The organism is Streptomyces sp. GbtcB7 (assembly GCF_019091445.1).
GTDB classification, from domain to species: Bacteria; Actinomycetota; Actinomycetes; order Streptomycetales; family Streptomycetaceae; genus Streptomyces; species Streptomyces mirabilis.
Genome location: NZ_JAGXJM010000003.1, coordinates 254,159 through 270,492 on the forward strand (window position 1 = coordinate 254,159; position 16,334 = coordinate 270,492).

A 16,334-nucleotide genomic window follows, 5' to 3' on the forward strand; every position below is an offset into this window, starting at 1 on the left:
CCCCTCGCCGGAGCCGGCAGCACCCCTCCCGCCTCTGAGTTTCCTCTGAGTGGGCCGCGTGCGCCGCTCTGCGTTTCCTGTGAATCCGCGACGAGGGCGCCCATTCAGAGGCTGCTCAGAAGTTGCCGAAGCACAGTTTCCTCCCGGACAGCCGGAAGGACGGACATATGACCACGGTGTACGAGCGGACAGCGGTCCCTCGCCCGTCACGCGGACGCGGACGACCGCGCCCCTCGCCCGCCGGGCCCCTGCTGGCCCTGCTGTGGGCCGGAGCCGGCGCGGTCGTCGCCCTGTGGTGGTACGACACGCGGTCGGTGGTGGGCCTCGCCGGGTGGCTGACGGACGCCGGGCGGATCGCCGGGCTGCTGTGCGGCTACAGCTGCGCGGTGCTCGTGGCGCTGATGGCCCGGGTGCCCCTGCTGGAGCGGCGGATCGGCTCCGACCGGGTGGCCCGCTGGCACGCCATGGCCGGCCGGTACACGGTCAGCCTGCTGGTGGCGCATGTCACGCTGATCCTGTTCGGGTACGCCGCCCAGGACGGGGCGGGCATCGTGCACGAGACGCTGAGCGTGGTGTTCGACTACCCGGACATGCTCAAGGCCACGACCGGCACGCTCATCCTCTTCGCCGTCGGGATCACCTCGGCGCGCGCGGCCCGCCGCCGGATCACCCACGAGTTCTGGTACTACCTGCACCTGCTGACGTACGTGGCCGTGTTCCTCACCTTCTTCCACCAGCTCGCGCTGGGCTCGGACCTCGTCGGCAACACCGCCGCCCAGGCCGCCTGGTACGTGCTCTACCTGGGCACGGCAGCGCTGGTGGTGTGGTTCCGGCTGCTCGTCCCGGTGCGGCTCAACCTGCGCCACAAACTGCGCGTGGAGTCCGTGTACCGCGAGGCGCCCGGGGTCTTCTCCGTCGTCGTGTGCGGGGAGCGGCTGGACGAGCTCGGCGCCGAAGCGGGGCAGTTCTTCCGCTGGCGGTTCCTCTCGGACGGAATGCGGTGGACCTCGACGCCGTACTCGCTGTCGGCGCCGCCGCGCCCCGACCGGATGCGGATCACCGTGAAGGCGCTCGGCGACCACAGTGCCGCCGTGGGGCTGCTGCGGCCCGGCACCCGGGTGTGGGCGGAGGGCCCCTACGGGGCGCTGACCGCCGAGCGGCACACCGGACGCAAGGCGCTGCTGATCGCCGGCGGCGTCGGCATCACACCGCTGCGCGCCCTGTTCGAGACGCTGCCCGGCGGACCCGGCGACGTGACGCTGCTCTACCGGGCGAGCACGGCCGAGGACCTCGCGCTCGGCGCCGAACTGGAGGCGATAGCCCAGTGGCGCGGGGCGCGCGTCCTGTACGCGGTCAACGGCGCCGACGGGACACGTCCGCGGTTCACCGCCGAGTCCCTGCGGGCCTCCGTGCCCGATCTCGCCGGGCACGACGTCTATCTGTGCGGTCCGCCCGCCATGGCGCGGGACCTGTACGGGGCGCTGCGCGCGGCCGGGGTCCCCGACCGCCGTATCCACCACGAGTCGTTCGAGCTGTGAGGTCACCGTGCACGCCCTGAAGAAGCACCGTCCGCTGCGCCGGGTGACGCTGGCGGCGGCCACCACCGTCACCGGTTTCGTCCTGCTGCTGTCGCTCAAGCCGCACACGCCGCCGACCCTGGCGCAGGCGTCGTCCTCCCCCGGACAGTCGGCGTCACAGTCGCCGTCCCAGTCACCCGCACCCGGAAGCTCTTCCAGCAGCTCATCGGGAGGCTCGTCCGGGAGCACGAAGAGCACCGGCACCAAGACCGTCACCGGTGACACGGTCCAGACCCGCTGGGGCCCCGTCCAGGTGCGCGTCACACTGAAGAACGGCAAGATCACCGATGTGACCGCGGTCTCCTATCCCACGGACAACCCACGGGACCAGGAGATCAACAGTTACGCCATTCCCCAGCTCAGGAGGGAGGCGCTGGCCGCGCAGAGCGCCCAGATCGACTCCGTCTCAGGGGCCTCGTACACCAGCGACGGATACAAGCAGTCCCTCCAATCGGCACTGGACTCGGCAGGCCTCTGAACGCACGGCCGTCGGGGCCCGTATCTCTGGGCCAGGGGGCCTCTCCCCTAGCCCCGTCCCCACGGACGACCACGGAGGAACCGTGTCCACGATCGCCGGTGGCCGCGCCGCGCGGCGCCAGACCTTGCGCCGTATTCGCCCACGACGCTCCCCCGCCGTCCCACTGCTGCTCGCCGTCGGGGCGGGCGCGGCCGGGGTCATCTGGCTGTGGTGGAGCAACACCCCGTCCATCGCCGACGACAACAGCAAGATCCTCAACGCGGGCCGGATCACCGGGCTGCTCGCGGGGTATCTGATGGCGCTGGTGGTGCTGCAGATGGCCCGGGTGCCCGCCTTGGAGCGCCGGGTGGGCTCGGACCGGGTGGCGCGCTGGCACGCCATGAGCGGCCGGTACACGATCTGTCTGGTGCTCGCGCACCTCGTGCTGATCATGTGGGGCTACGCGCTGCAGGCCGGCAAGAGCTTCGGCGACATCGTCCAGCAGACCATCGACTCGATCAACCAGCTGCCCGACATGGGCAAGGCGGCTATCGGCACCGGTCTGCTGTTCCTGATCGGCCTGCTCTCCATGGGCCCGGTGCGCCGCAGGATGGGCTACGACACCTGGTACCACATCCACCTGCTCACCTACGCCGCCGTCTTCCTGACGTTCTGGCACCAGCTGTCCACGGGCAACGAGTTCGCCGTCGAGCCGACCGCCAAGACGGTCTGGTACGGGCTGTACGGGTCGGTGACGGCCCTGGTGATCTGGTATCGCATCCTCTCGCCGATCCGGCTGAACCTGAAGCACCGGATGCGGGTCGAGGCCGTGATCGAGGAGACCCCCGGGATCGTCTCGGTGCTGATCAGCGGGCGCAAGCTGCACCGCATGGGCGCCGAGGCCGGGCAGTTCTTCCGCTGGCGTTTCCTGGCGCCGGGCATGCGGCTCAGCTCGCACCCGTACTCGCTGTCGGCGGCGCCCCGCCCCAACATGCTGCGCATCACGGTAAAGGCGATCGGCGACCACAGCTCGGCGCTGCGCGACCTGCGGCCCGGCACCCGGGTCTGGGCCGAGGGCCCGTACGGGGCGCTCACGGCGGGCAAGCGCAGCCGCGGCAAGGTGCTGCTGGTGGCGGGCGGGGTCGGCATCACTCCGATGCGGGCGCTGTTCGAGACGCTGCCCGGCGCGGCGGGCGACCTGACGCTGCTCTACCGGGCCAACACCACCCAGGACCTGGCCCTGTGGGACGAGCTCGCGGCGATCGCCGAGGAGCGCGGGGCCCGGCTGATGTACGCGGTGAACAGCCCCGAGGGCGAGCGTCCGGACATCTCGGCGGAGACGCTGAGCCGCAAGCTGCCGGACATCGACCGCCACGACGTCTTCATGTGCGGGCCGCCCGGCTTCGCGCAGCAGGTCTACGAAGCACTGCGCGGCGCGGGGGTCCCCGCCCGCCGCATCCATCACGAGTCGTTCGAGATGTGAGCGACGGGAGTCAGGAGCGATGAAGAAGAGCCACCCCTTGCGGCGTGTCGTGCTGGCCGGCGCCGCCACCGTGTCCGGGATCGTCCTGCTGCTGTCGCTGAAGCCCGCCTCCGACCCGGCGTCCGCGTCGGCACAGGGCGCCGCGCCCCAGCAGTCGGTGGCGGGTCAGGAGTCGCCCCAGGGCGGCAGCGCGCAGCAGTCGTCCACGGGGGCCCAGACGGTCACCGGCGACGTCGCGCAGACCCAGTACGGGCCCGTTCAGGTCCGTATCACCGTCAGCGGCGGAAAGATCACCAAGTCCGAGGTCGTCCAGATTCCCAGCGGCGGACGCAGCACCGAGGTCAGCAACGCCTCCGTGCCCAAGCTGAACCAGGAGGCCGTCGCCGCGGGCAGCGCCAACATCGACGCGGTGTCGGGTGCCAGCTACACGAGCGCCGGATACAAGAAGTCGCTGCAGTCGGCCCTCGACAAGGCCAAGGCGAGCGGCAGCGGTTCCTCGGGAGCCGCGGGATCGACCGGGTCCGCGGGTGCGGGCTCCGCCGGTTCCGCCGGCTCCTCGTCCCAGGCGCCCGCCGCACAGGCCAAGACGGTCACCGGAAGCGTCGCCCAGACCCAGTACGGGGCGGTCCAGGTCCGTATCACCGTCAGCGGCGGAAAGATCACCAAGTCCGAGGCCGTGCAGGCGCCCAAGGGCGGGCTGAGCGACCAGAAGACCGCGCTGGCCGTGCCCAAGCTCAACCAGGAGGCGGTCGCGGCCGGGAACGCGAACATCGACGCCGTCTCCGGTGCGACCTACACCAGCACCGGTTACAAGCAGTCCCTGCAGTCGGCCCTGGACAAGGCCGGTGGCTGACCCGGACCAGGAGCCGCCCGCCCTGCGGCACGCGGAAGAGGTCATGGGCACCGTCTTCTCCTTCGACGTGCGTGGCGGCGAACCCGAGGCCGTGCGGACCGCGTTGGATGAGGCGGTCGCCCAACTCCACCGGGTGGACGAAGTGTTCAGCACCTATCGGGAGGACAGCCAGATCTCGCGCCTCGCGCGCGGGGAGCTGACGGTCGAGGAGTGCGATCCGGAGGTCGCCGAGGTGCTCGACCTGTGTGCCGAGGCGGAGCGGGTCAGCGACGGCTGGTTCAGCTCGACGTACGAGGGCCGGCTCGACCCGACGGGGATCGTGAAGGGCTGGTCGACCGAGCGCGTGGCCCGTCACCTCGCGGCGGCCGGCGCGACCGGAGTCAGCGTGAACGGCGGCGGCGACGTCCAGCTGCTCGGCGCGCCCGGCACGCACCGCCCGTGGCGGGTCGGCGTCTCGGACCCGCTGCGTCCCGGTTCACTCGCGGCCGTGGTCTCCGCGGCCGGTGTCGACGAACTGTCGGTGGCCACCTCCGGCACCGCCGAGCGCGGGGCGCACATCGTCGACCCCCGCACCGGCCGCTCCGCGGTCACCGACCTGGTCGCCGTGACCGTGGTGGGCCCTCGCCTGACCTGGGTGGACGCCTGGGCGACAGCGGCCTTCGCCATGGGCTCCCGAGAGGGCCTGACCTGGCTGGAGTCCCTCCCCGACATCGAGGCCCTACTGATCACGGCGGGAGACGAGGTGCGGTGCACGGGGGGCCTGGCACAGCGCCTGGGGTGAGTGTCCGTTTTTAGGGGCGCGGGGCGTTGACATCATGCGGCTCCGCCGCGCGGGCGCGACCAGCCACAACCGGGCCGCACCCAAAACTCAAACACACGGAAGTGGAGGCGCACCCCAACCCGGGGTGCGCCTCCACCGTCGTACAACTCAATGATTGTTCTGAGCCAACCGCAGCAAATGATCGGCCAGAGCCTGCCCACCCGTCGGATTACGACTGATCAGCAGCAACGTGTCATCCCCGGCGATCGTCCCGAGAATGTCCTGCAGCTCGGCCTGGTCGATGGCGGAGGCGAGAAACTGCGCCGCCCCCGGCGGGGTACGGAGAACCACGAGGTTCGCGGACGCCTCCGCGGAGATCAGCAGCTCCGACGAGAGCCGCCGCATCCGCTCCTCCTTCGCCGACTCCCCCAGCGGCGCGCGCGGGGTGCGGAAACCGCCCTCGCTCGGCACCGCGTAGATGAGGTCGCCGTCGTTGTTGCGGATCTTCACCGCGTTCAGCTCGTCCAGGTCCCGGGAGAGCGTCGCCTGCGTGACGCTCAGCCCGTCGTCGGCGAGGAGCTTCGCCAACTGGCTCTGGGATCGCACCGGTTGCCGGTTGAGGATGTCCACGATCCGGCGGTGGCGTGCGGTGCGGGTCTGCGGCACGGCAGGCCCGACGTGCTCGTGATCCTGCGCCTGACTCATCGTCGTCGTCTCATTCTTTGGCTCGTCCGTCCCCGTTGGCTACAGCGTCGAGGACACCGGGAAGGGCCTGGAGGAACGCGTCCACCTCGTCGTCGCTCAGGTTCAGCGGGGGCATCAGCCGTACGACATCGGGGGCGGGCGCGTTGACCAGGAGACCGGCGTCCTGAGCCGCCTGCTGCACCTGGGGCGCGAGCGGCTCGGTGAGCACGATACCCAGGAGCAGGCCCGCACCCCGGACATGGTCGATCAACGGGTTACCGAGTGACTCGATTCCGCCCCGCAGTTTCTCGCTCGCGGCCTTCACGTTCTCGAGGAGCCCCTCGGACGCGATCGTGTCGAGGACGGCGAGTCCGGCGGCGCAGACGACCGGGTTGCCGCCGAAGGTCGAACCGTGGTGGCCCGGCTTCAGCAGCTCGGCGGCCCGACCGAAGGCGACGGTCGCACCGAGCGGCAGTCCGCCGCCGAGGCCCTTCGCGAGGGTGACGACGTCCGGCAGGACACCTTCGTGGTCCTGGTAGGCGAACCAGGGTCCGGTGCGGCCGATGCCGGTCTGCACCTCGTCGAGGACGAGGAGGCTGCCGGTGGCGGCGGTGATCGCGCGGGCGGCCTTGAGGTAGCCGGGCGGGGGTACGACCACGCCGTTCTCGCCCTGGATCGGCTCGATGATCACCAGGGCGGTGTCCTCGGTGACCGCCGCGGCCAGCGCCTGCGCGTCACCGTAGGGCACGTGTGTGACGTCACCGGGCAGCGGCAGGAACGGCTCCTGCTTTCCGGGCTGGCCGGTGAGCGCGAGGGCGCCCATGGTGCGGCCGTGGAAGCCGCCGTGGGTGGCCACCATGTGGCCCCGGCCGGTGAGCCGGCCGATCTTGAACGCGCCCTCGTTGGCCTCGGCGCCCGAGTTGCAGAAGTAGACCCGGCCCTCGCGCCCGAAGAGCTGGAGCAGCCGTTCCGCGAGCGCGACGGGCGACTCGGCGACGAAGAGGTTGGAGACATGGCCGAGGGAGGCGATCTGCCGGCTCACGGCCTCGACGATCGCAGGGTGGGCGTGGCCGAGCGCGTTGACCGCGATACCGCCGACGAAGTCGAGGTACTCCTTGCCGTCGGCGTCCCACAGCCGGGTGCCCTCGCCGCGGACGAGCGGCAGCCGCGGGGTGCCGTAGTTGTCCATGAGCGCGCCCTGCCACCGCTGGGTGAGCTCCGCGTTGGTCCCGGTCATTCGGCGTCCCCCTGTTCATCGGGCCGTGTGTCCGGCACGACCATCGTGCCGATCCCCTCGTCGGTGAAGATCTCCAGCAGGATCGAGTGCTGGACCCGGCCGTCGATGACGCGGGCGGTGGTGACGCCGTTGCGCACGGCGTGCAGACAGCCCTCCATCTTCGGCACCATGCCGCTGGCCAGCTCGGGCAGCAGCTTCTCCAGTTCGGAGGCGGTCAGGCGGCTGATCACCTCGTCGCTGTCGGGCCAGTCCTCGTAGAGGCCCTCGACGTCCGTGAGGACCATGAGGGTTTCGGCGCCCAGTGCCGCAGCAAGAGCCGCAGCCGCCGTATCAGCATTGACGTTGTAGACATGTCCGTCGTCCTGGCTCCGGGCGATCGAGGAGACGACCGGGATCCGGCCGTCGGCGAGCAGTGCCTCGATCGCGCCCGTGTCGATCGCGGTGATCTCGCCCACCCGCCCGATGTCGACCAACTCCCCGTCGATCTCGGGCTGGTGCTTGGTGGCGGTGATGGTGTGCGCGTCCTCGCCGGTCATGCCGACGGCGAGCGGTCCGTGCTGGTTGAGCAGTCCGACCAGCTCGCGCTGCACCTGACCGGCCAGGACCATGCGTACGACGTCCATGGCGTCCTCGGTGGTGACGCGCAGGCCCGCCTTGAACTCGCTGACGATGCCGTGCCGGTCGAGGGCGGCGCTGATCTGCGGGCCGCCGCCGTGCACGACGACGGGCTTGAGTCCGGCCTGCCGCAGGAACACCACGTCCTGGGCGAAGGCGGCCTTCAGCTCCTCGTTCACCATGGCGTTTCCGCCGAACTTGATGACGACCGTCTTGCCGTTGTGGCGGGTCAGCCACGGGAGTGCCTCGATGAGGATCCGGGCCTTGGGCAGTGCGGTGTGTTTCCGCGTCACATTGCTCATGACGAGTAGGCGCTGTTCTCGTGGACGTAGTCCGCGGTGAGGTCGTTGGTCCAGATCGTGGCGGTCTGGGAGCCCGCGGCGAGGTCGGCGACGATGTGGACCTCGCGGTAGCGCATGTCGACGAGCTCGCGGTCCTCGCCGACGCCGCCGTTCTTGCAGACCCAGACGCCGTTGATGGCGACGTTGAGCTGGTCGGGCTCGAAGGCGGCGCCGGTCGTGCCGATCGCGGACAGCACGCGTCCCCAGTTGGGGTCCTCGCCGTGGATCGCGCACTTGAGGAGGTTGTTGCGGGCGATGGAGCGGCCCACCTCGACGGCGTCGTCCTCGCTCGCGGCGTTCACGATCTCGATCTTGATGTCCTTGCTGGCGCCCTCGGCGTCCCGGATGAGCTGCTGACCGAGGTCGTCGCAGACCGCGCGTACGGCCTCGGCGAACTCCGCGTACCGCGGGGTGACCTCACTGGCTCCGGAGGAGAGCAGCAGCACGGTGTCGTTGGTCGACATGCAGCCGTCGGAGTCGACGCGGTCGAAGGTGGTGCGGGTGGCGGCGCGCAGCGCCCTGTCGAGGGTCTCGGAGTCGAGGTCCGCGTCCGTCGTCAGCACGACGAGCATGGTGGCGAGGCCGGGGGCGAGCATGCCCGCGCCCTTGGCCATGCCGCCGACGGTCCAGCCGTCGCCCGTGTGCACCGAGGTCTTGTGCACGGTGTCGGTGGTCTTGATGGCGATGGCGGCCTTCTCGCCGCCGTGCGCGGAGAGCTGGGCGGCGGCCGACTCGACCCCGGGCAGCAGCTTGTCCATCGGCAGGAGTACGCCGATGAGCCCGGTCGACGCGACGGCGACCTCGCCGGCGTTGACGTCGAGGACCGCGGCGACCTTCTCGGCGGTCGCGTGCGTGTCCTGGAAGCCCTTGGGGCCCGTGCAGGCGTTGGCACCGCCGGAGTTGAGGATCACGGCGGAGACCTGACCGCCCTTGAGGACCTGCTCGGACCAGAGGACCGGCGCGGCCTTCACGCGGTTGGAGGTGAAGACGCCCGCGGCGGCGAGGCGGGGCCCGTTGTTGACCACGAGGGCCAGGTCCGGGTTGCCGTTCTCCTTGATGCCTGCGGCGATGCCGGAGGCGGTGAAGCCCTTGGCAGCGGTGACGCTCACGGTGCGACTCCGATCGTGGAAAGACCCGTTTCCTCGGGAAGCCCGAGGGCGATGTTCATGCTCTGCACGGCCCCGCCGGCCGTGCCCTTGGTCAGGTTGTCGATGGCGCTGATCGCGATGATGCGGTGCGTCGCTTCGTCGTACGCGACCTGGACCTGAACGGCGTTGGAACCGTAGACGGACGCGGTGGCGGGCCACTGCCCCTCGGGCAGCAGGTGGACGAAGGGTTCGTCGGCGAACGCCTTCTCGTACGCGGCGCGCAGGGACTCACCGGTGACCCCTTCACGCGCCTTCGCGCTGCACGTGGCGAGGATGCCCCGGGGCATCGGCGCGAGGGTGGGTGTGAAGGACACGGTGACCGGCTCCCCCGCCGCCGCACCGAGGTTCTGGATCATCTCGGGGGTGTGCCGGTGGACGCCACCGACTCCGTACGGGGACATGGAGCCCATGACCTCGCTGCCGAGCAGATGGGGCTTGGCCGCCTTGCCCGCGCCGGAGGTCCCGGACGCGGCGACGATCACGGCCTCGGGTTCGGCGAGTGCGGCCGCGTACGCCGGGAAGAGGGCGAGGGAGACGGCCGTCGGGTAGCAACCGGGCACCGCGATGCGCTTGGACCCCTCCAGCGCGGCGCGGGCGCCCGGCAGTTCGGGAAGGCCGTAGGGCCAGGTGCCGGCGTGCGCGGAGCCGTAGAACTTCTCCCAGTCCGCCGGGTCCTTGAGCCGGAAGTCGGCGCCCATGTCGACGACCAGGACCTCGGGGCCGAGCTGTTCGGCGACGGCGGCGGACTGCCCGTGGGGCAGCGCGAGGAAGACGACGTCGTGCCCGGCGAGGACGTCCGGGGTGGTCTCCTGGAGGACTCGGTCGGCCAGCGGCAGCAGGTGCGGCTGCAGTGCGCCGAGGCGCTGACCCGCGTTGGAGTTGCCGGTCAGGGCGCCGATCTCGACCTCGGGGTGCGCCAGGAGCAGACGCAGGGCTTCGCCGCCCGCGTACCCACTCGCTCCCGCCACCGCTGCGCGTACCACCATGGAACCCTCCTCCTAGATGGCATGACTATACGTTTCGCTGCACGTTTATGCAATCCGCCCGTATAGGATCGCCGACATGGCGCTGCGACCTGTTCAGGTGAACATAAAGGCTCTTGATGACTCGGCGGTCGGCCGGTTCTGGGCGGAGGCACTCGGCTGGGGTGTTTCCAGCGAGGGACCCGGCGTGACCAACGTTGAACCCGTCGGCGGCTTCGTCTGGCCGGACCCGGTCGCCGTCTGCATCGACGTCGTCACCGTCCCGGAACCGAAGACAACGACAAAGAACCGTGTGCACCTCGATCTCGCCACCACCTCCGCGGCCCATCAGACGGAGTTGGTCGCGCGCCTGAAGGCTCTCGGTGCGACGCCCGCCCACGTGGGCCAGGGCGACGTGCCGTGGACGGTCCTCGCCGACCCGGAGGGCAACGAGTTCTGCGTGCTGGAGCCTCGGGAGATCTACCGGGACACCGGGCCGATCGCCGTGGTGGTGGTCGACTGCGCGGATCCGCGGGCCATGGCCCGGTTCTGGGGTGAGGCGACGGACTGGACCCTGCACGAGGTGACCGACGATCATGCGGTGTTGCGCTCCGCCGAGGGGGTCGGCCCGTATCTCGAGTTCCTCCGCACGCCCGGCCTGAAGACCGTGCCGGACCGCGTCCATCTTGACCTGCTGCCCTACCCCGGTGACGACAAAGCGGCGGAGGTGGCCCGGCTGCGGGACCTCGGCGCCACCGACCTCGACCTCGGCCAGGGCGACGTCCCGTGGACGTGCCTGGCCGACCCGGAGGGCCACGAGTTCTGCGTCCTCGGCCGGTCCTGACGCGGAGCCTTGACGACACCCCGACACGTGGGAGACCCCGGCCCGGGGGCCCTTCAGCGGATGGAGAGCAGCCACCGCCGGCGCGGGCGTTCCGTGACGAGGACGGTGGCGGCCAGCGCGGTGACCGCGACCGCCGCCCACGTGGGCCACAGCACCCACGAGGAGACAACGGCCGCGACGAGCTGCAGCAGCACCAGAAGGATCGTGACCCAGCCGGGTACGGCGATGATCACGTCGGCCTTGTCCCCCGGGGTGGACAGGACCGTCGGGAGGCCGATCAGCAATATCAGGGACAGGGCGGCCAATAGCCAGGAATGATCGGCCAGCGCCCAAGGCGTCGCCACCCAGGCGACGAGTTCCACCGCGAACCGCAGAACGGATGCGGCACGATCGTCCGGCGGTCCCGGGACGACTTCCTCAGCAGCGTCGCTCACCCGCGGACGATCTCACGGCACGCGTCCGGCCACCAGGGTCCCGACCACGAACACGGAACACCGTCGTGGGACGGGCCGGTCGGGCGGGGCGGGGTCAGGAACGGGAGCTGCGGGGCTGGGCTGCGCGCTCCGTGTTCCGCTCGGCGTGCTGCTCCGCGCGCTTCTCCTTGATGCGGACCTCTTCCTTGCGGACCTCGGCCTGGGTGGCGCGCTCCCGGCGCAGCCATCCCGGGTCCTCCTGCTTCAGGGCGTCGATCTGCTCCGTGGTGAGGGCCTCGGTGACCCCGCCGCGGGCGAGCCCGGCGATGGAGATGCTCAGCCGCGCGGCGACCACGGGCCGGGGGTGCGGGCCGTTGCGCCGCAGCTCCTGGAGCCACGCGGGCGGATCGGCCTGCAGGGCGGTCAGCTCGGCGCGCGAGACGACGCCCTCCTGGAACTCGGCGGGGGTGGCCTCGAGGTACACACCCAGCTTCTTCGCCGCGGTGGCGGGCTTCATGGTCTGGGTGGTCTGGTGCGACGTCATGCGTCAAGGGTATCGAGCGTGTGCGCGACCTCCGACCACGACCGATAGCCTGGCGAGGTGACAGGCTCGGAAGTACCCCCTTCGTTCCGGCTCGCCTATGTCCCGGGAGTGACGCCCACGAAGTGGGTGCGGATCTGGAACGAGCGGCTGCCCGACATCCCCCTCACGCTCGTCGCGGTCTCCACCGACGAAGCGTTCGACGTGCTGCGGGGCCGCGGCGCCGACGCCGGATTCGTCCGGCTGCCGGTCGACCGGGAGGACCTCAGCGCGATCCCCCTCTACACCGAGACGACGGTGGTCGTGGTCCCCAAGGACCACATCGTGGCGGCGGTCGACGAGGTGACCTCCGAGGACCTCGCCGACGAGATCGTGCTGCACCCCCTCGACGACACGCTCGACTGGGAGCGTCCGCCGGGGCAGCCCGCGTTCGAGCGCCCCGCCACCACGGCGGACGCCGTCGAACTCGTGGCGGCGGGCATCGGGCTCCTCGTCGTCCCCCAGTCCCTCGCCCGCCTGCACCACCGCAAGGACCTCACCTACCGGCCGGTCACGGACGCCCCGGAGTCGCGCGTCGCGCTGTCCTGGCCACAGGACGCGACCACCGACCTGGTCGAGGACTTCATCGGGATCGTCCGCGGCCGGACCGTCAACAGCTCACGGGGACGCGCCCAGGCCCCGGCGGCGCCCGCGGCCCCGACGAAGGCCAAGCGTCCCGAGACGGGCGGCGGCGCACGGCGCAAGCCCGCCGCGGGCAAGTCGTCCGGCAAGTCGACGACCAGCCGGAACCCCCGCGGCGGCGGTTCCGGAGGCGCCAAGGGCGGCGCCAAGCGGGGCAAGCCCCGTCGCCGTTCCTGACCTGGGCGCCGCTCCCGAGCCGGGTCGAAACGCCGTCGAGCCCTCTCCAGGATCGCCCGACGGATGAAGCTTGACCTGGAGCGCACTCCAGGTTCTACGGTTTCTCCATGGCCGGCGAACAACCCCTCCCGCAGGAGCCGACGCTCACGATCGCCCAGGTCGTCGAGCGCACCGGCCTCTCGCACGACACGCTGCGGTATTACGAGAAGGCCGGCCTGATCCAACGGGTCGGCCGGACCACCGGGAACCAGCGGCGCTACGAGGCGGCCGACCTGGCCTGGCTGGAGTTCCTCATCCGGCTGCGCGAGACGGGCATGTCGATCGCTGACATGCAGCGGTTCGCCGAGTTGCGGGCGCGCGGCGACGCCACGGTTCCCGAGCGGCTCGCGATGCTCCGGGAGCACCGCGCCGACCTCGCGGACCGCATCCGGGCGCTGCGCCGCAACGCGGCCTCCCTCGACGACAAGATCGACCACTACGAACGGCTGCTCGACCAGCCGGGATCGGACGAACTCCCATGACGCTCACGAACACCGCCACCACTCGCGAGGAGCGCTTCGAACACGGCCTGGAGGTCCTCAAGCGCGTCGACGGCGAGGCCGGACAGCGCGTCGTCGACGCGCTCGGCGACATCAATCCCGAACTCGGCCACCAGATCGTCTCCTGGGCCTTCGGCGACATCTACGACCGGCCCGGACTCGCCCCGCGCGACCGCCAGTTGGTGACGCTCGGCATGCTCACCGCGCTCGGCGGCTGTGAGACGCAGTTGGAGGTGCACGTCAACGCGGCGCTGAACGTGGGTCTTTCTCCGGACGAGATCGTGGAGTCGCTGCTGCACTCGGCCGTCTACTGCGGCATACCGAAGGCGATGAACGCGAGCCTGGTCGCGAAGAAGGTCTTCGCGGAGCGTGGGCTGCTGCCCGCCGGACAGCAGCCCACGCCTCCGGCTACCGCTGCCTGATCCGCAGGAAGGTCACGGAGTTCGCCGGGAAGGTGTAGGTGAATTTGTCGGCGACGCCGTCGAAGGCGGACTTCACAGGGGCGACCGCGGTCACCGTCTCCGAGTTCACCGCCTCCGGCGCCGCCTGGAGGGTGGTGACGGCGGCCTTGCGGCCCGCCTTCGCCCCGCCCAGGTCGATCGCGGTACGGGCGTCCGCTGCCTGCGCGTTGACGACCTTGACGATCAGGTCGCCGGTCCTCGCGTCCCGCGTGACGACCTGACGGAACGGCTCCGCGGGCTTGTCGTCCTTGAAGCTCCCCCACTCCTGGCCGTCCAGGTAGAGGGTCACCTGCCGGCCGCGGACCTTGATGTCGATGTCGTACGCCTTGCCCGTCTCGATCGTGCCGGGCTTGGAGATCAGGGTCGACTTGCCGCCGTCCACGGCCTGTTCGACGGCGGTGGTGGTGTTGTTCCAGCCGCCGAGGTTCCACCAGTAGTAGTTGCCGGTGTCCTTGACGCCGAAGGCGACGAGGAAGCCCTCCTTGCCGGACTTCTTGGTGGCCTTCACCTGCAGGTCGTAGTCGTGCCAGGCCGGGTCGCCCGCCGACACCATGGTGTTCTCGGCGCCCACGTCGGTCTGCACGTACTGGCCGTCCTGGAGGCTCCAGTTCCCGCCGCCCGTGTGGGTCCACCGGGAGGCGTCACCGCTGAAGTCGTCGCCGAACAGCGTGGTGCCGTCGGCGCCGGTCACCAACACATCGTCGTACGCCGCCGTGGTCGCCCAGGTCGACAGGCCGACGGCGCCGGAGATGGGCGCGCTCAGCGAGGGCGTGGTGGTGGCCGTCGACGGCACCACCCGGTCGCCGACGTTGTTCATGAACAGCTTCTGCACCTCGTAGTCGGCCGAACCCCACGAGGCGTGGTTGTTGAACCAGATCATGTCGGGCCGCCACTGCACGTAGTCCTCGTTGGCGAGCAGCGGGGCGTACGAGGCGAGCTTGACGACGTCCGCGTTGCGCTCCAGACCGGTCATGTACGCGGCCTCGGCGAGGGCGTTCTTGAAGGTGTTGCCACCGGAGGCGTACTCGCCGAGGAAGACCTTGGGACCGTTCCTGTCGTAGGAGTCGTAGCGGTCGTTGTTCTGCAGGAACCACTGGGTGCTGTTGTAGTAGTGCTCGTCGACCATGTCGACGTTCGCTTCCTTGTTGAGTTTCCATGCGGTGTCGAAGGTGGTGCCGGAGTCGTCGGGTCCGGCGTTCGAGATCACCTTGATGTTCGGGTACTTGGCCTGGACGGCGGCGCGGAACTGCTTGAAGCGGGCGAAGAACTCGTCGGGGAGGTTCTCCTCGTTGCCGACTTCGAGGTGGGTGAGGTGGAAGGGCTTCGGGTGGCCCATCGCCGCCCGCTTCCTGCCCCATTCGCTGGTCACCGGCCCGTTGGCGAACTCGATGAGATCGAGGGTGTCCTGGATGTGGCGCTTGAGGAGCGCGTCGTCGTCGGTGGCCTGGTTCTGGCCGCAGCCGGTGACGAGCGCGGGCACCACGGGCAGCGGCATGGCGCCGATGTCCTCGGCGAACTGGAAGTACTCGTAGTAGCCGAGCCCGTAACTCTGGTTGTAGCCCCAGAAGTTGGAGTTGGTGGCGCGCTGCTCGACCGGGCCGATGGTGTCCTTCCACTGGTACGAGCGCCGGCGCTGATAGCCCGAGGCCTCGTCGTAGCCCTGCATGCTGCCGGTGTTGACGAGGCAGCCGCCGGGGAAGCGCACGAAGCCGGGATGCAGGGCGGCGATCTTCTCGGCCAGGTCCTTTCGCAGGCCGTGGCCCTTGTACGTGTCCCGTGGGACGAGCGAGATCATGTCGAGCGCGACGGGAGCGTCGGCGGCGACGGTGAGGCGCCCGGTGGTGCTGTCGCGGGTGGCGGTGAACCTGGCCCGGTACTTGGCCCAGCCGCCGCGCGCGGTGACCTGCCGGGCCTCGGCGAGCGCGCCGTCGGCGTCGTGCAGGGTCACGGTGAGCGGCGTCCTCGCGTCCGCGCGGGCCCAGACCGAGAAGTCGTACGCCTTGCCGCTCTCGACCCTGATCCCGGTGTTGTAACCGGAGTTGGTGACGGACGAGCCCGCGCCCAGGGCGAGGTAGGTGCGGTTGCGGGCGTTGAGGCGCCCGTCGTCGTCCACGGTCGTCGCGGTGCCCGTGGTGGCCCAGGAGGTGAGCGGCGTATAGGACCTGTTGTCGGCGGTGCTGTACTCGAACGACCGGTTCTGTACGAGTTCCGCGTACAGTCCGCCGTCCGCGGCGCGGTTGATGTCCTCGAAGAAGACGCCGTACATGGTGTCGTCGATCTTCGCGCCCGAGCCCTTCGGGTCGACGGTGATCGCGTAGTCGGTGGCGTCGGTGGCGTCGGCGGCGGCGTGGGCGGGCCCGGGAACGACGGCTGAGGCCACCAGGAGTGCGGTGGCCGTGAGTCCGAGTCGCCAGCGGGTGCGGGTGCGTGACATGGATACTCCGCGGCTCTGTGGTGTTGAGTTGTTCCAGGTCTTGAGTTGTTCGACATTTCGGACAACGATCAATACTTCGAACGGCAAGATAGGGAGGGGGTCAGAGCGCGTCAATGGGTCGCGCAGC

General features: G+C 70.4%; 17 protein-coding genes. 9 read left to right on the forward strand and 8 right to left on the reverse strand.

The window, feature by feature from the left end; genetic code table 11:
* Positions 1–167 precede the first annotated feature (167 nt).
* The 5 genes from KVT44_RS06485 to KVT44_RS06505 all read left to right on the forward strand — a co-directional run bounded on the left by KVT44_RS06485 (position 168) and on the right by KVT44_RS06505 (position 5,151).
* On the forward strand, positions 168–1,538 hold the full coding sequence (locus KVT44_RS06485) for a ferric reductase-like transmembrane domain-containing protein (protein ID WP_217566366.1): 1,371 nt from the start codon (positions 168–170) through the stop codon (positions 1,536–1,538).
* Between the two features lie 7 nt (positions 1,539–1,545).
* Positions 1,546–2,055: an FMN-binding protein gene (locus KVT44_RS06490; protein ID WP_099923722.1), complete on the forward strand. Its 510-nt coding sequence runs from the start codon at positions 1,546–1,548 to the stop codon at positions 2,053–2,055.
* Between the two features lie 82 nt (positions 2,056–2,137).
* Complete coding sequence (locus KVT44_RS06495; RefSeq protein ID WP_180293074.1) at positions 2,138–3,517, forward strand: ferric reductase-like transmembrane domain-containing protein; 1,380 nt, start codon at positions 2,138–2,140, stop codon at positions 3,515–3,517.
* 19 nt (positions 3,518–3,536) lie between these two features.
* Entirely contained in the window at positions 3,537–4,370 is an 834-nt protein-coding gene (locus KVT44_RS06500) for an FMN-binding protein (protein ID WP_190169747.1), read from the forward strand.
* A gap of 43 nt (positions 4,371–4,413) precedes the next feature.
* Entirely contained in the window at positions 4,414–5,151 is a 738-nt protein-coding gene (locus KVT44_RS06505) for an FAD:protein FMN transferase (protein ID WP_217566503.1), read from the forward strand.
* Between the two features lie 147 nt (positions 5,152–5,298).
* Here KVT44_RS06505 and KVT44_RS06510 read toward each other — a convergent pair whose 3' ends face one another.
* The 5 genes from KVT44_RS06510 to argC are packed head-to-tail and all read right to left on the reverse strand — an operon-like array spanning position 5,299 to position 10,141.
* On the reverse strand, positions 5,299–5,835 hold the full coding sequence (locus tag KVT44_RS06510; protein ID WP_054230636.1) for an arginine repressor: 537 nt from the start codon (positions 5,833–5,835) through the stop codon (positions 5,299–5,301).
* A gap of 10 nt (positions 5,836–5,845) precedes the next feature.
* Complete coding sequence (locus KVT44_RS06515; RefSeq protein WP_190169746.1) at positions 5,846–7,051, reverse strand: acetylornithine transaminase; 1,206 nt, start codon at positions 7,049–7,051, stop codon at positions 5,846–5,848.
* On the reverse strand, positions 7,048–7,968 hold the full coding sequence (argB, locus tag KVT44_RS06520; RefSeq protein ID WP_099923718.1) for an acetylglutamate kinase: 921 nt from the start codon (positions 7,966–7,968) through the stop codon (positions 7,048–7,050). Before argB ends, KVT44_RS06515 begins: the two co-directional genes overlap by 4 nt.
* Entirely contained in the window at positions 7,965–9,116 is a 1,152-nt protein-coding gene (argJ, locus tag KVT44_RS06525) for a bifunctional glutamate N-acetyltransferase/amino-acid acetyltransferase ArgJ (protein ID WP_217566367.1), read from the reverse strand. The genes argB and argJ overlap by 4 nt, the downstream gene beginning before the upstream one ends.
* Positions 9,113–10,141 carry an N-acetyl-gamma-glutamyl-phosphate reductase gene (argC, locus tag KVT44_RS06530; protein ID WP_217566368.1) on the reverse strand — a complete coding sequence of 343 codons (1,029 nt, stop codon included), beginning with the start codon at positions 10,139–10,141 and terminating at the stop codon, positions 9,113–9,115. The genes argJ and argC overlap by 4 nt, the downstream gene beginning before the upstream one ends.
* A 76-nt stretch (positions 10,142–10,217) precedes the next feature.
* On the opposite strand from argC, the gene KVT44_RS06535 reads away from it, so the two are divergent.
* Entirely contained in the window at positions 10,218–10,961 is a 744-nt protein-coding gene (locus KVT44_RS06535; RefSeq protein ID WP_217566369.1) for a VOC family protein, read from the forward strand.
* Positions 10,962–11,014: 53 nt separating this feature from the next.
* Here KVT44_RS06535 and KVT44_RS06540 read toward each other — a convergent pair whose 3' ends face one another.
* Together KVT44_RS06540 and KVT44_RS06545 are read right to left on the reverse strand one after the other, a co-directional pair.
* On the reverse strand, positions 11,015–11,395 hold the full coding sequence (locus tag KVT44_RS06540) for a hypothetical protein (protein WP_099923641.1): 381 nt from the start codon (positions 11,393–11,395) through the stop codon (positions 11,015–11,017).
* 94 nt (positions 11,396–11,489) lie between these two features.
* Positions 11,490–11,918, reverse strand: a complete 429-nt coding sequence (locus KVT44_RS06545; RefSeq protein WP_217566370.1) for a DUF5997 family protein — start codon at positions 11,916–11,918, stop codon at positions 11,490–11,492.
* A gap of 57 nt (positions 11,919–11,975) precedes the next feature.
* Between KVT44_RS06545 and KVT44_RS06550 the strand changes: the two genes are divergently transcribed.
* The 3 genes from KVT44_RS06550 to KVT44_RS06560 all read left to right on the forward strand — a co-directional run bounded on the left by KVT44_RS06550 (position 11,976) and on the right by KVT44_RS06560 (position 13,734).
* On the forward strand, positions 11,976–12,773 hold the full coding sequence (locus KVT44_RS06550) for a LysR family substrate-binding domain-containing protein (protein ID WP_217566371.1): 798 nt from the start codon (positions 11,976–11,978) through the stop codon (positions 12,771–12,773).
* A 107-nt stretch (positions 12,774–12,880) separates the two neighbouring features.
* Entirely contained in the window at positions 12,881–13,294 is a 414-nt protein-coding gene (locus KVT44_RS06555; protein ID WP_217566372.1) for a MerR family transcriptional regulator, read from the forward strand.
* A complete protein-coding gene (locus tag KVT44_RS06560) occupies positions 13,291–13,734 on the forward strand; it encodes a carboxymuconolactone decarboxylase family protein (RefSeq protein ID WP_054230645.1) in 444 nt (147 codons plus the stop codon). The genes KVT44_RS06555 and KVT44_RS06560 overlap by 4 nt, the downstream gene beginning before the upstream one ends.
* On the opposite strand, the gene KVT44_RS06565 is transcribed toward KVT44_RS06560, so the two are convergent.
* Positions 13,721–16,207, reverse strand: coding sequence for an alpha-L-arabinofuranosidase C-terminal domain-containing protein (locus KVT44_RS06565; protein ID WP_217566373.1), 2,487 nt, complete (start codon positions 16,205–16,207; stop codon positions 13,721–13,723). The genes KVT44_RS06560 and KVT44_RS06565 overlap by 14 nt on opposite strands.
* Positions 16,208–16,334 lie beyond the last annotated feature (127 nt).

Excerpts from the sequence above, each read along its gene's own strand:
- KVT44_RS06485 (WP_217566366.1), top strand. The coding sequence starts at position 168 with ATGACCACGGTGTACGAGCGGACAGCGGTCCCTCGCCCGTCACGCGGA.
- KVT44_RS06500 (WP_190169747.1), top strand. The coding sequence starts at position 3,537 with ATGAAGAAGAGCCACCCCTTGCGGCGTGTCGTGCTGGCCGGCGCCGCC.
- KVT44_RS06515 (WP_190169746.1), bottom strand. The coding sequence starts at position 7,051 with ATGACCGGGACCAACGCGGAGCTCACCCAGCGGTGGCAGGGCGCGCTC.
- KVT44_RS06555 (WP_217566372.1), top strand. The coding sequence starts at position 12,881 with ATGGCCGGCGAACAACCCCTCCCGCAGGAGCCGACGCTCACGATCGCC.
- argC (WP_217566368.1), bottom strand. The coding sequence starts at position 10,141 with ATGGTGGTACGCGCAGCGGTGGCGGGAGCGAGTGGGTACGCGGGCGGC.
- KVT44_RS06565 (WP_217566373.1), bottom strand. The coding sequence starts at position 16,207 with ATGTCACGCACCCGCACCCGCTGGCGACTCGGACTCACGGCCACCGCA.
- KVT44_RS06535 (WP_217566369.1), top strand. The coding sequence starts at position 10,218 with ATGGCGCTGCGACCTGTTCAGGTGAACATAAAGGCTCTTGATGACTCG.
- KVT44_RS06560 (WP_054230645.1), top strand. The coding sequence starts at position 13,291 with ATGACGCTCACGAACACCGCCACCACTCGCGAGGAGCGCTTCGAACAC.
- KVT44_RS06510 (WP_054230636.1), bottom strand. The coding sequence starts at position 5,835 with ATGAGTCAGGCGCAGGATCACGAGCACGTCGGGCCTGCCGTGCCGCAG.
- KVT44_RS06545 (WP_217566370.1), bottom strand. The coding sequence starts at position 11,918 with ATGACGTCGCACCAGACCACCCAGACCATGAAGCCCGCCACCGCGGCG.
- argB (WP_099923718.1), bottom strand. The coding sequence starts at position 7,968 with ATGAGCAATGTGACGCGGAAACACACCGCACTGCCCAAGGCCCGGATC.
- KVT44_RS06505 (WP_217566503.1), top strand. The coding sequence starts at position 4,414 with ATGGGCACCGTCTTCTCCTTCGACGTGCGTGGCGGCGAACCCGAGGCC.